Genomic DNA, 12,564 nt, shown 5'->3' with positions numbered 1-12,564 from the left:
TCATGATGGTTCTGTTGCGATTCCTTTTGATTTCCCTGCTGCTGATCCCGCTCAGCGGCCCATCCTTTGCGCAACTGTTCGACCGCAACGGCCAATGTCACCCCGGGCAGTTTCAATGCGGTACCCGATGCTGTTCCGGTGGTCAAAGATGCAGCTTTGACGGCCACTGCATCCCGTTGGGTGGCACCTATTGCGGCGGCGGCCGCACCTGCGGACCATTCGAACGCTGCGTGGCCGGCGGTACCCGCTGCGCCCCGGCGGGGGCGAACAAATGCACCTCGCGCCTCGATTGCCCGGGTGGAACCACATGTAATGCACGAGGCGAATGCGAACGGATCGGACCCGGAAATGAGACGGAGACCGACACGCAGCGTCTGAAAACCATCTGCGACGACGGCTTGACCTGCACCGGGGGCACATCCTGCCTGCCGGGTGGCGGATGCTCGCGTCCCGGTTGGTTCTTGTGCGAAGAAACCGACTCTCAATGCCGCCCTGGGTTCAAGTGCTCCGAGCATCAGGGCTGTGTCCCGGTCAAGGCGGTCGATTGCGGCTATGGCAAATGGTGCAAACCCGGCGAACAGTGTCTACCCGAGGGTGGATGCGAGAAACTGCCCGAAGGGTCTGATCCTTAGGTTGCCCTCGCGCGCGCGGCTTCTTATAAGCGGCTCGATTGTCGGACAGGAGCCCGCCCATGCGTTTCGCCCATCGTCACCTTCTTGGCATCGAGCATCTGTCACAATCCGATATCACCGCCATCCTCGATCTGGCCGAGAAGTATGTCGACATGAACCGCCAGTCGACCAAGCATTCCGACGTGCTGTCGGGGCTGACACAGATCAACATGTTCTTCGAAAATTCGACCCGCACGCAGGCCAGTTTCGAACTGGCGGGCAAGCGGCTGGGTGCGGATGTGATGAACATGGCGATGCAGGCGAGCTCAATCAAAAAGGGCGAGACCCTGATCGACACCGCGATGACGCTGAACGCGATGCACCCCGATCTTCTGGTGGTCCGGCATCCGCATTCCGGCGCGGTCGACCTGCTGGCGCAGAAAGTGAACTGCGCCGTACTGAACGCAGGCGACGGGCGGCACGAACACCCGACGCAAGCCCTGCTGGATGCGCTGACCATTCTCCGCGCCAAAGGGCGCCTGCACCGGCTGAACATCGCGATCTGCGGAGACGTTGCCCATTCCCGCGTCGCACGGTCAAACCTGATCCTGCTGGGCAAGATGGAAAACCGTATTCGTCTGATCGGCCCGCCAACACTGGTTCCCAGCCAATTCTCCGAGTTCGGTGCCGAGGTTTACGATGACATGAACCAAGGCCTGAAGGACGTCGACGTTGTCATGATGCTGCGCCTTCAGAAAGAGCGGATGGATGGCGGCTTTATCCCCTCGGAACGTGAATACTATCACCGCTATGGTCTGGACGCCGCCAAGCTGGCACTGGCCAAGCCCGACGCCATCGTCATGCACCCCGGCCCGATGAACCGCGGGGTTGAAATCGACGGCACGCTGGCCGATGACATCAACCGCTCGGTCATTCAGGAACAGGTTGAAATGGGCGTAGCCGTCCGCATGGCCGCGATGGAACTTCTGGCCCGCAATCAGCGAGACGCCGCATGAGCGATCTGACTGTCGCCCCCCATGAACGCGGCGTGATCCGCCTGTTCACGCTGGATATGCGCTCGGAAGAGGCGAAGTTCCTGCGCGAACCCGGTGCAGCCGATCAGGTTCTGGGTGTGGCCGGGCTTGACCCGAAACAGATCGACGTCTTTCCGGTCTCGGACCTCGAAGACCTTGGGCTTTTTGGCTATCTGAACGAGGGCTGCGGCGTCTCGGCCGATCAACTGGACCGCGCCGCGCTGGAGGCCATCGAAGGCTGGGTCATGGTCGTGCGCAGCGCCGCCTTTGGCGACCGCGCGGCAACGCTGACGCCGGACCCGAGGCTGCATCTGGCCGGTCTTTATACTGAAGAGGCCACCAACTGGATCGGCGGCCCAATTGAGACCAAAAGCGCCAGGCCGTTCTCGGCGCCTCAATCCGCGCCGCAGGATGGCAGACCGCACCGCGTCGGTTCCGCCGTTCTGGCGCTGGTGATCCTGCTGGCTATCGGAGGTGCCCTGTGGCTGATCCTGTGACCTTCTCACCAGACAAAGGCGCCTATATCCGCACCAACGCATGGCTGGCCGCCTTCGCGATGGCGGGCGCGATGATCATCCTCTGGCTGATCGGCAACCCCTATCCCTGGACCGGCGCGCCGGCGGGTCTTGCCGCCATCGGCATTCGCGCGTGGTATCTGGCCTCCGAAGAGCTGGTCACCACGTGGGAGATGTCCGACACCACCCTCACCGGCCCCGGTCCGCGCAAAGTGGCGCTGAATCAGATCGAAGCGATCAATGTATTGGGCAGCTTTGTCCAGATCGTCACCAAGGGCGGCGACAAGCACCTGATCAAATACCAGGCGGACCCCGCCGCCACCAAAGCCGCGATTGAAAGGGCAATCGAATGAAGCCAAGAGATGAGTGGGACAACATATTAGATCCCGGTGAGCGGATCGTTTGGCAAGGTCGTCCAGACGCAAAACTCGCATTGAGCCCTTTCAACATGTTTGAAACTGTCTTCGGTGTGTTCTTTGCAGGCTTCGCCTTGTTTTGGATGACTCAAGCCGCAAAGAGCGGAGGCACCTTCTGGACGTTCGGGATAATCCACTTTTTCGCAGGTGTCGGCATTATCCTTCATGCGCTTTTTTGGAACTCTTTTAAGCGCGCCCGCACATGGTATTCACTAAGCAACAGGCGCGCATTCATTGGAACCAATTTACCTTTGCTGGGTAAGAAATTGGCGTCTTATCCGATTGATGAAAGCACGCCCCTTCAATTGGTAGACGGGTCGCCGGCAAGCGTTTTCTTTGCCTCTGAAACACAGACCCGGCACCGTACCACACGGACAGTTCAAATTGGCTTTGAACGCATACAGGACGGAAAGACTGTTTATCGCAGGCTCAGGGATATCCAGTTGAGCGACTCAGGGGGGAAGTAGAAAACATGAACTCTTTGATGTTTACCAACGCCCGCCTGATTGACCCGGAAACGGGCACCGACAGCATCGGCTGGCTTAGGGTCACGGACGGCCGGATTGCGGCGCGCAGCGAGGGTGATGCCCCGGGACAGGGGGCTCAGATCGTCGATTGCGCCGGGCACTGTCTTGCGCCGGGGATCGTCGATATCGGCGTCAAGGTCTGCGAACCCGGTGAGCGGCACAAGGAGAGCTATAAATCCGCCGGGCTGGCGGCAGCGGCGGGTGGTGTCACAACCATTGTCACTCGACCCGATACGCTGCCTGCGGTAGACACGCCGGAAACGCTGGAATTTGCCACCCGCCGCGCGCAGGCGGACGCTCCGGTCAATGTGCTGCCCATGGCCGCCCTGACCAAAACCCGCGACGGGCGTGAGATGACCGAGATCGGGTTTCTCCAAGATGCCGGGGCTGTCGCCTTTACCGATTGCGATCACGTCATCACCAATACCAAGGTGTTTTCCCGCGCGCTGACCTATGCAAAATCCTGCGGCGCGCTGGTCATCGCCCACCCGCAGGACCCCGGCCTAAGCGCAGGCGCAGCGGCTACCAGTGGCAAATTCGCCGCCCTGCGGGGACTACCCGCCGTGTCACCGATGGCCGAACGGATGGGGCTGGACCGCGATATCGCCCTGCTTGAGATGACAGGGGCAAAATACCACGCCGATCAGATCACCACCGCCCGCGCCCTGCCCGCGCTGGAGCGCGCCAAGCGCAATGGGCTGGACATCACCGCTGGCACCTCGATCCACCATCTGACGCTGAACGAGCTGGACGTGGCCGATTACCGGACCTTCTTCAAGGTCAAGCCGCCGCTGCGATCCGAAGACGATCGACAAGCGGTGATCGAAGCGGTGCGAACCGGGCTGATCGACATTATCAGTTCCATGCACACACCGCAGGACGAGGAAAGCAAACGCCTGCCGTTTGAAGAGGCCGCCTCGGGCGCGGTGGCGCTGGAAACGCTGCTGCCTGCCGCACTGCGCCTGTATCACTCGGATCAGTTGGACCTGCCGACCCTGTTCCGCGCCATGGCGCTAAACCCGGCAAAACGGCTGGGGTTGGACTCGGGGCGCCTGACCCAGGGCGCACCCGCAGATCTGGTGTTGTTCGATCCGGAAGTGCCTTTTGTACTTGACCGTTTCTCGTTGAAATCGAAATCGCAGAACACACCGTTTGACGGCCAGCGGATGCAAGGTAAGGTCACCGCAACTTATGTAGCAGGCCAAGAAGTTTACCGGAGACCCTAATGCCCCCATTTGACGCGACGACGACCCAGCTGATCCTCTGGGCCGTGATTGGGTATCTGATGGGCTCGGTCCCTTATGGCATGGTTATCGCCAAGGTCATGGGCTTGGGCAATCTGCGCAACATCGGGTCGGGCAATATCGGTGCCACCAATGTCCTGCGCACCGGAAACAAGACCGCCGCGGCGCTGACCGTCATCTTTGACGCTGGAAAAGGTGCGGTGGCCGTACTGCTGGCGCGCGCGCTGGCCGGAGAGGACGCCGCCCAGATCGCCGCCCTAACCGCGTTTCTGGGTCATTGCTTCCCGGTCTGGTTGGGGTTCAAAGGCGGTAAGGGCGTGGCTACCTTCCTGGGCCTCTGGCTGGCGCTGGACTGGCGCGTGGGAGTGGCCTGCTGTCTGAGCTGGCTGGTTGCGGCCGCGATCTGGCGGATTTCCTCGCTGGGCGCTTTGGTTGCCGCGGCCATGTCGACCATCTGGGTGTTGCTGCTGACGGATGGTTCGACCTTTTTCCTGGGCATCGTCCTGACCCTGTTGGTCTTTTGGCGCCATAGCGCAAACCTGGCGCGGATCAGGGCCGGGACTGAACCCAAAATCGGTCAGTCTTGATCGCCCCGGACGCATTTCTGTCCGCATTTTTCGCCATCCCGCTCGGCTCGTCCACCGGGCACTGCCAAGGCAGGCGGTATATCGTCAGCCGATTGGAACTGGCCGGTGGAAAATCCCACAAGCTTGTCGCGCATCAATTGGGCGGCGGCGACTACATCAGCCTGAACCTTTATCTGACCAACACCAGCGGCACATTGCTGCGGCCCTGCGAAATGCCAGCTGAAAAGGTCCTTGCCTTCGTGGTTGCGTTCGAACCCGACACCTGAGGCGGACATGCGCGAAATTGAACATCGCCCCTTCGTCGACGCACATTCACAATTGATTGTTTTGAACGTGATGGGGCGATTGCCCACTTCGGTTGCGTGACGGCCAATTTCCGGTCGCACGGACAAAAATCCCAAGGGGTGTCCTGGCGTAATTTCAGCGCCGCCGGATCGCCCGTTTCACGAAAGGTGAAAACAATGAACAAGATCAAATCCATCATTGGCGGCGTCGCGCTGTCCGTTGCAATCGCAAGCTCGGCTCTGGCCGCAGGCGTTGAACTGAACGCAAGCTCGACCGGTCTGGCGTTGCAGGGTTACGACCCGGTAGCCTATTTTACTGACGGTGAACCGACCAAGGGCGATTACCGCATCACCGCGCTGCACAATGATGCGCTGTATCGCTTTGCCAATGAAGAAAACAAAGCCACATTCGAAGAAAACCCCGAAGCCTACCTGCCGGCCTATGGTGGTTACTGCGCATTCGGTGCCGCGATGGGCTTCAAGTTCGACGGTGACCCGACCTATTGGAAGATCGTCGACAACAAGCTGTACCTGAACCTGTCGCAGGACATTCAGGAACGCTGGGAAGGCGACATTCCCGGCTTTATCGAGAAAGCCAGCACGAATTGGGAAACCATAGCTGAAAAAACTCCGGCAGAACTGCAGCAATAACCCGCTGACGGAAAAAGTCAGATCGGCGGCGGATCACTCTGCCGCCGATTGTCGTTTGAAACAGCCCTTTTGCGGACCTACATTTAAAGGAAAGAACGTGCCCGGTTTCAACGGGCCGATGCCGCCGCAGATTGTGAACGTGGCGCATCTTTTGGGTCGGAATGCTTGAACGAACTGTGATCCGGTCGTCAAACCGGACCGTAGTAATCAATACAGTCGAACAGGCAGCGTGGATTTGCTGCAAGCCATTTCCGATGAAAGGATACAACATGAAAGGTAAGTTTCTTCTCGCCTCAGTGATCGCGGTCTTTTCCGCAGGTGCAGCCGCAGCGCAGTCCTCGGGCAATTGGACCGGTTTCTACGGCGGCTTGCAGCTGGGTTACGCCGATATCGACACCAATGTTTCGGGCGTGGACGGCGACGGTGTGATCGGCGGCATCATCCTTGGCTATGACTACGACCTGAGCGATTGGGTTGTCGGTCTTGGTTTTGACTATGATTGGACCGGTATCGGGCTTGCCCCCGGCGTCAAGGTCGAGGATGTCTGGCGTATCAAGGCGCGCGCGGGCTACAAGGTGACGTCCACCGGATTGCTGTACGGCGTCGGCGGCTTTGCCGAAGCCGGAACCGACAATCTTGGCAGCGAAGACGGCTGGTTCATCGGAGCTGGCTACGAACAGATTGTCGCCCCGAATATCAGCGTGGGTGGCGAGATCCTCTATCACGAATTCGACAATTTCGACCGCACCGGCATCGACGTGGACGCAACCACCGTTCAGGTGCGCGCATCCTATCGGTTCTGATCGGGCGACAGATAAGCCATAGAACCCGGCCCCGGAGGGCCGGGTTCTATGTGTCAGGGTTCCAGAACCGTACTGCCGGTGGTCTGCCGGGCCTCGAGCGCGCGGTGGGCGTCAGCGACCTGATCCAGCGGAAAACGCTGATCGATATGGACTTTGACCTCTCCGCCTTCGACCTTTCCGAACAGACGCCGGGCCATCGCCTGACAGACAGTATGATCGGAAATATGAGTGAACAGCGTCGGCCGGGTGACCTTGAGCGAACCCTTCTTGGCCAGAATCCCGATATCCATCAGCGGTACCGGCCCCGACGCATTGCCAAATGAGATCATCATTCCCAACGGCTTCAGACTGTCCAACGATCCGTTGAAGGTATCCGCCCCGATCGAGTCCATCACCACATCCACGCCTTTACCACTGGTGATCTCGGCCACGCGTTCGGCAAAGTTCTCTTTTCGGTAGTTGATGCAATGGGCGGCCCCGTTGAACTGCGCCAGGCTGCATTTTTCATCCGTGCCAGCCGTGCCGATCAGGGTGATCCCTTCGGATTTAGCCCATTGGCAGGCAATCAGGCCGACGCCCCCAGCCGCGGCGTGAAACAGCACGGTATCACCACGTTTCAGCGGCGTGGTGCGGTGAAAAAGGTATTCCACCGTCATCCCCTTGAGCATCATTGCCGCCGCCGCATCAAAGGATATCCCGTCAGGCAAGGGACAGACCTGCGCTGCAGGCATCACCCGCGCATCGGAATAGGCACCCGCGGGCGCGGCGGCATACGCGGCACGCTGGCCGGGTTCCAGATGAGTCACGCCCTCGCCGACGGCCTCGATCACGCCTGCAGCCTCCATGCCCAAAGCGTGCGGCAGGTCCATCGGGTACAGACCCGTGCGCTGATAGACATCGATGAAATTCAACCCACAGGCATGGTGGCGGATGCGCACCTCTCCGGGTCCGGGATCGCCCAGCGGCCTGTCTTCGATCTTCAGAACTTCGGGGCCGCCGTGTTCGTGAATGACGACGGTTCTTGCCGTTTGCTGCATGCTGACCTCCTGTTACCTGAAGCCAAGCTAACACGCCTGTAAATAAGGGCAATCGGCACGAATCCGCGCCACGCAACCGCAACGCGAAAAAATGTGCTATACTGGCGCTCAGGCGTTGCCGGCTGGTCCGGCCAAGGGCAACCGATGCCGGAACCACCCTGCTGCGCGGATACGCAAAGGGAGGGGAAAGACGATGGCCAAGACAATTGGAAATCCGATCAGCTGGACGGCTCGGAACATCGGCGCGACCGGCGATCATATTGCAGAAAGCGTGAACCGCATTGGCAGCGCCGATACAAAGCACCTGCCAAAGGTACAAACCCTGACGATGCAGGACCTGCGGGCCTGTCTGCGGGCAGGTTACAACGATTTTCTGGAAACACGGGCCGATGCCATATTCATTGTGCTGATCTACCCCATCGCAGGGCTGCTGATGTTCGGGTTCGGCCTGAACCGCAACATGGTGCCGCTGCTGGCGCCGCTGATCCTTGGGTTTGCACTGATTGGCCCGATCGCCGCTGTTGGCCTGTATGAAATCAGCCGCAAACGCGAACAGGAGGGCGAGGTGCACTGGCTGGACGCGTTCGCAGTGTTCCAGTCGCCGTCCTTCGGGGCAATCCTGATGTTAGGATTCTATCTGGTCATGTGGATGCTGATCTGGCTGATGGTCGCGCAGAGCATCTATGTCCACACACTCGGTCCCGACTTGCCCACATCCCTCGGCGCCTTTGTCACGCAGGTCTTCACTACGGGCGCTGGCTGGACGATGATCATCTTCGGCAACGCGGTCGGTTTCCTGTTCGCTCTTGTCGCGCTGGCCATAAGCGTGGTCAGCTTTCCGCTGTTGCTGGATCGCAAGGTAGGGCTGCCGGTGGCGGTCGTGACCTCCGTCCGGGTGCTGCGGCACAATCCCGGAGTCATTCTGGCATGGGGTTTCATCGTCGCTGCCCTGTTGGTTCTTGGCGCGATCCCGATGATGTTGGGGCTGATCGTGGTGATGCCGGTTCTGGGTCACGCCACGTGGCACCTGTATCGCCGCGCGGTGACCTGATGGACGGCGCGCGGGACAAGCCCGCGCTGCCCGGTTAACCGGCGACCATCAGGACGATCTTGCCGATATGGCCCGAGCTTTCCATCCGCGCATGCGCCGCTGACGCCTCTGCCAGAGCGAACTCGCTGTCCAAAACGGGGGCAACCTTCCCGGCCTCCAACAACGGCCAGACCGCTTCACGCAGTTCCTGAGCTATTTTCGCCTTGGCCAGATCGCTTTGCGGGCGCAGGGTGCTGCCAGTCAGGGTCAGGCGCTTGACCATCATCAGGGCAAAGTTCAGTTCAACCTTCGGACCCTGCAAAAAGGCGATCTGCACCAAGCGTCCATCCTCGGCCAGCGTTTTGACATTGCGCGGGATATAATCGCCGCCCACCATATCAAGGATCAGGTTCGCGCCGCCTTCTGCCCGCATGACCCCGACGAAATCCTCATCCCGGTAATTGATCGCCCGCTCAGCACCCAGGTTGATGCAGGCCTCGCATTTCTCATCCGATCCGGCGGTGGCAAAGACCCGGGCCCCAAACGCATGGGCCAGCTGGATCGCCGTGGTACCGATCCCGCTTGAACCGCCATGCACCAGAAACCGCTCACCGGCCTTCAGCCCGCCGCGCATGAAAACGTTGGACCAGACGGTGAAGAAGGTCTCGGGCAGACAGGCGGCCTCTTTCATTCCCATTCCCGTCGGAACCGGCAGGCAATGCGCGGCAGGTGTGGCCACGTATTCGGCATAGCCGCCACCGGGCAGCAGCGCGCAAACCTGATCGCCGACCGAAAGCCCCTCGACCCCTGAGCCTACGGCAACCACTTCGCCTGACGCTTCAAGCCCCGGCAGATCACTGGCGCCCGGAGGCGGATCATAGGCCCCGGCCCGCTGCAACGCATCGGGGCGATTCACCCCTGCATAAGCAACCTTGAGGACCACTTGGCCGTTTTGCGGCTCGGGGATCGGGCGTTCGGTCAATTGCAGAACATCCGGGCCGCCGGGCTGCGAAATTTCTACGGCGCGCATCGTCTGGGTCATGGGCAAATCCTCCTTTGCCCAATGCCTAGCAGGCAATTTCCGGAAGGCCCAGATGCTTACTTGCGCGGGTTCAGCATCCCGGGCAGATCAGCGCGCATTTTCATCGGTGGCTTCACCTGGCTGGCGAACCAGTTCGGCACCGCAAGGAACGGCTTGAACAGCGGATTGTCGTTCACCTGCGCCTTGAGCTTTTCGAACTGCATGACGTTGTCGATGCGGCGGTCCAGAAACTCCCACGTTCTTTGATGATCCGGAGAATCATCGCCCAGCCAGAACAACAGGGTCGAGGAATACACCCCCGACAAGGTCGCGCGCTTGGTGTACCAGTTCACATCGTCCGAGGTATCGCCCAGCGTGTCCCAGATCAGATCGCAGGTCTGCCACAGCGCCTTGGCCCCGTCCGTCGCATGGGTCGGCAGGGAAAACAGCGTCATGCCCCGGCGCACCAGTTCCTTGTCGGGCACAGCCTCAAGCCGGAACCGGACGCCGGCGGCCACGCGGTCGCGGAACTTCATCTCGCTCAGGTCCGTGGATTTCAGGCGTTCCACCATGGCCGCATCGCCCCGCGCGTGGAACGCCAGCGCCAGATCGACCGCACCACGGGGGCAGATCGCCCGGGCCAAACCGTCATCCAGATCGCAATCGTTGATCGCGGCGCGAAAGCTGGCCTCGGACCAGCCATCAAACGGCACATGGATCAGAATCGCGTCCAAAAGCTGTTGTTTTGCATCTTCATAGGTAACGGTCATGGCGGTTCTCCGGTTCTCGGGGCCAGTACTAGACAAGATACATCGGCTTTGCTATACGGCCAACTCCTGCAATTTCCTTGCAACTCTATCTAGAAAGGTGGTGACAACCACATGCAGGTTAGTGTTCGCGACAATAACGTCGATCAGGCGCTTCGTGCCCTGAAGAAAAAGCTGCAGCGCGAAGGCGTGTTCCGTGAAATGAAGCTGAAGCAACATTTCGAGAAACCGTCCGAGAAAAAAGCGCGCGAGAAAGCTGAAGCGATCCGCCGTGCCCGGAAACTGGCACGCAAGAAAGCCCAGCGCGAAGGTCTGCTCTAAGAGCTGCCTGAGTCTCGTCCAGCTTTGGATGACACTATTTGACGACCCCCGAGGCCCCGCCCGGGGGTTTGTCGTTTCTATACAATCATTTCGCTGGTCGAACCCGGCACGCAATAAAGACGCGGCTTGTATTCAGCGCGTCCACAACTTGGCCACATTCGCCTAGAATAGAAACTGAAATGCTTAGCGCATCATTCGTTGGCCAGTTTTCAATGATTATTCCCCGATGACGGCCAATATAAAGTCAGAGTGCTTTCCGTCATGGTACTCGCCTGCGCGGCAGGCCTTTTTCAGTTCAATCCTGTGAATGGTGGAACCGACAACCCTGTTTTGACGGCTTGCATCGACGCCAGGGACAAGCCGACCAGAATTGAAACCTGCACCAAAGCCTTGGAATTGGATGACCTGCACGACCGCGAGCGGGGTGATGCCGCGTTTTACCTTGCACGGGCAGTCGCCTATGATGACGCGGAACGGGCCAGGGCAAATGGCTATCTCGACAGCATCGACGGCGCGTTTGAGGACATCGAAACGGTATTCGAGATGGGCGATAACTCAGCTTGGGCTTGGTACTGGCGGGGCCGGTTGCACGAGGAAATCGACAACCGAAAAGCGGCCTTTGCCGATTTCCACGAATCTCTGACGATCAAGCCACATTACTGTCGGTCTATCTGGGCAATGAAAATGTGGAGCAATACGCTTTTGGAAATGGTCGAGTCCCAACCTTTGCCAGCGCGCGACATCGTTGATGACATCCTTGCCGAGCGCCCCGAAAACCTCAGACTTCTGCATCTCAGAGTCCGGGCGAGCACACACGCCGAGGAATTTGAAACCGCCCTGCAGGATATCAACCGGCTGATTGAAGTCGAAGACTATCCTGATTCGTCGATCTACGTTCGTGCAAGCGTGTACAAGGCGCTCGGGCAAAACGATCTGGCGCTGGCGGATTTGAACATGCTGATTAACAAAGAAGATACGCGCATGGAATTCCTTCGCCAGTCGACTCAGGAAATCGAAGAACTGGTAAAGGCTGGGAAGCGATGTCTCACAAAAGATATGGTTTCAAGGGACTTGGACCTGATGGTGCTGTACAGATTTGCGCTGAAGCAAAAGATGATCATTCATGCTGAGGCTAGCGATTGGACGTCGACCTTGGCAACTCTGGACCTGATGATCAAGGACGATCCTGACGACGTCGATCATTTGCGAAAACGGGGTATCGTTTTGGAAGAGCTTGGGCGCCCGAGCGATGCTCGAGCAATGCTCTAGCAGCTTATGACCAGGCCATTCGATTGATCGAAACCGAAGAAGGCGACAGATCAAATTCGGAAAATGGCTATGCGGACACGTATGACTATCGCGCTTCGCTTCATCAGTCGCATCATCGGGCGGACCAAGCACGGTTGGATTTCGACAGGGCTCTCAAATTGGGTGACAGTGCGTTTGTCGAAGCTTTTCAACTCAGAATGCAGGAAGCCGGTCATTACAAAGGCCCGTTAAACGGTACCTATGACGGGGCGACCAAAGACGCGATGCACCTTTGCGCCTCAGATATTCGCTGCATCGATCCCGATGTGTAGGGCAATCATCCCAACACGCATCAGCGCCGCCACAAACCACATCAAATCATCCCAACTACCTCAGCAGGTTTAAAACGACCGTTTTGGTCGGTTGGTTCTTGCCATTTGCCACTGTCGCAATTGCGGTAATCTGCCG

The 12,564-nt window shown here is 59.2% G+C and carries 17 protein-coding genes; 14 read left to right on the top strand and 3 right to left on the bottom strand.

Going from position 1 to position 12,564, the window contains the following annotated elements; genetic code table 11:
* The first annotated feature begins 5 nt into the window (after positions 1-5).
* From ACR0IK_RS12775 to ACR0IK_RS12730, 10 genes are all read left to right on the top strand, one after another.
* Entirely contained in the window at positions 6-632 is a 627-nt protein-coding gene (locus ACR0IK_RS12775) for a scavenger receptor class F, member 2 (protein ID WP_480641875.1), read from the top strand.
* A gap of 59 nt (positions 633-691) precedes the next feature.
* On the top strand, positions 692-1,627 hold the full coding sequence (locus ACR0IK_RS12770; protein WP_480641769.1) for an aspartate carbamoyltransferase catalytic subunit: 936 nt from the start codon (positions 692-694) through the stop codon (positions 1,625-1,627).
* On the top strand, positions 1,624-2,142 hold the full coding sequence (locus tag ACR0IK_RS12765; protein WP_480641768.1) for a hypothetical protein: 519 nt from the start codon (positions 1,624-1,626) through the stop codon (positions 2,140-2,142). The genes ACR0IK_RS12770 and ACR0IK_RS12765 overlap by 4 nt, the downstream gene beginning before the upstream one ends.
* Positions 2,127-2,513: a hypothetical protein gene (locus tag ACR0IK_RS12760; protein WP_480641767.1), complete on the top strand. Its 387-nt coding sequence runs from the start codon at positions 2,127-2,129 to the stop codon at positions 2,511-2,513. The genes ACR0IK_RS12765 and ACR0IK_RS12760 overlap by 16 nt, the downstream gene beginning before the upstream one ends.
* Positions 2,510-3,043: an aspartate carbamoyltransferase catalytic subunit gene (locus ACR0IK_RS12755; RefSeq protein ID WP_480641766.1), complete on the top strand. Its 534-nt coding sequence runs from the start codon at positions 2,510-2,512 to the stop codon at positions 3,041-3,043. The genes ACR0IK_RS12760 and ACR0IK_RS12755 overlap by 4 nt, the downstream gene beginning before the upstream one ends.
* Before the next feature lie 5 nt (positions 3,044-3,048).
* Positions 3,049-4,329, top strand: a complete 1,281-nt coding sequence (pyrC, locus tag ACR0IK_RS12750) for a dihydroorotase (RefSeq protein WP_480641765.1) — start codon at positions 3,049-3,051, stop codon at positions 4,327-4,329.
* Positions 4,329-4,934 carry a glycerol-3-phosphate 1-O-acyltransferase PlsY gene (plsY, locus tag ACR0IK_RS12745; RefSeq protein ID WP_480592684.1) on the top strand — a complete coding sequence of 202 codons (606 nt, stop codon included), beginning with the start codon at positions 4,329-4,331 and terminating at the stop codon, positions 4,932-4,934. Before pyrC ends, plsY begins: the two co-directional genes overlap by 1 nt.
* On the top strand, positions 4,931-5,200 hold the full coding sequence (locus ACR0IK_RS12740; RefSeq protein ID WP_480641764.1) for a hypothetical protein: 270 nt from the start codon (positions 4,931-4,933) through the stop codon (positions 5,198-5,200). The genes plsY and ACR0IK_RS12740 overlap by 4 nt, the downstream gene beginning before the upstream one ends.
* 195 nt (positions 5,201-5,395) lie before the next feature.
* Complete coding sequence (locus tag ACR0IK_RS12735) at positions 5,396-5,869, top strand: YHS domain-containing (seleno)protein (RefSeq protein WP_480641763.1); 474 nt, start codon at positions 5,396-5,398, stop codon at positions 5,867-5,869.
* Positions 5,870-6,138: 269 nt separating this feature from the next.
* Positions 6,139-6,672, top strand: coding sequence for an outer membrane protein (locus ACR0IK_RS12730; protein WP_480641762.1), 534 nt, complete (start codon positions 6,139-6,141; stop codon positions 6,670-6,672).
* A 53-nt stretch (positions 6,673-6,725) separates the two neighbouring features.
* Here the strand turns inward: ACR0IK_RS12730 and ACR0IK_RS12725 are convergent, their stop codons facing one another.
* Positions 6,726-7,709, bottom strand: a complete 984-nt coding sequence (locus tag ACR0IK_RS12725; RefSeq protein ID WP_480592677.1) for a quinone oxidoreductase family protein — start codon at positions 7,707-7,709, stop codon at positions 6,726-6,728.
* A gap of 193 nt (positions 7,710-7,902) precedes the next feature.
* Here ACR0IK_RS12725 and ACR0IK_RS12720 point away from each other — a divergent pair, with 193 nt between their 5' ends.
* Complete coding sequence (locus ACR0IK_RS12720) at positions 7,903-8,760, top strand: DUF2189 domain-containing protein (protein ID WP_480592675.1); 858 nt, start codon at positions 7,903-7,905, stop codon at positions 8,758-8,760.
* Between the two features lie 34 nt (positions 8,761-8,794).
* On the opposite strand, the gene ACR0IK_RS12715 is transcribed toward ACR0IK_RS12720, so the two are convergent.
* Both ACR0IK_RS12715 and ACR0IK_RS12710 read right to left on the bottom strand, forming a co-directional pair.
* Positions 8,795-9,781, bottom strand: coding sequence for an NAD(P)H-quinone oxidoreductase (locus tag ACR0IK_RS12715; protein WP_480641761.1), 987 nt, complete (start codon positions 9,779-9,781; stop codon positions 8,795-8,797).
* A gap of 56 nt (positions 9,782-9,837) precedes the next feature.
* Positions 9,838-10,530 carry a COQ9 family protein gene (locus tag ACR0IK_RS12710; protein WP_480641760.1) on the bottom strand — a complete coding sequence of 231 codons (693 nt, stop codon included), beginning with the start codon at positions 10,528-10,530 and terminating at the stop codon, positions 9,838-9,840.
* Between the two features lie 111 nt (positions 10,531-10,641).
* On the opposite strand from ACR0IK_RS12710, the gene rpsU reads away from it, so the two are divergent.
* The 3 genes from rpsU to ACR0IK_RS12695 all read left to right on the top strand — a co-directional run bounded on the left by rpsU (position 10,642) and on the right by ACR0IK_RS12695 (position 12,428).
* Complete coding sequence (gene rpsU, locus ACR0IK_RS12705) at positions 10,642-10,848, top strand: 30S ribosomal protein S21 (protein ID WP_005614280.1); 207 nt, start codon at positions 10,642-10,644, stop codon at positions 10,846-10,848.
* A gap of 261 nt (positions 10,849-11,109) precedes the next feature.
* Positions 11,110-12,117 carry a tetratricopeptide repeat protein gene (locus ACR0IK_RS12700; RefSeq protein ID WP_480641759.1) on the top strand — a complete coding sequence of 336 codons (1,008 nt, stop codon included), beginning with the start codon at positions 11,110-11,112 and terminating at the stop codon, positions 12,115-12,117.
* A gap of 23 nt (positions 12,118-12,140) precedes the next feature.
* Positions 12,141-12,428, top strand: coding sequence for a hypothetical protein (locus ACR0IK_RS12695; protein WP_480641758.1), 288 nt, complete (start codon positions 12,141-12,143; stop codon positions 12,426-12,428).
* Positions 12,429-12,564: the final 136 nt, after the last annotated feature.

Source organism: Ruegeria sp. BF7 (assembly GCF_056538605.1).
Note: the sequence above shows the minus strand (reverse complement) of the source record. Positions and strands in the feature narration are given on the sequence as shown.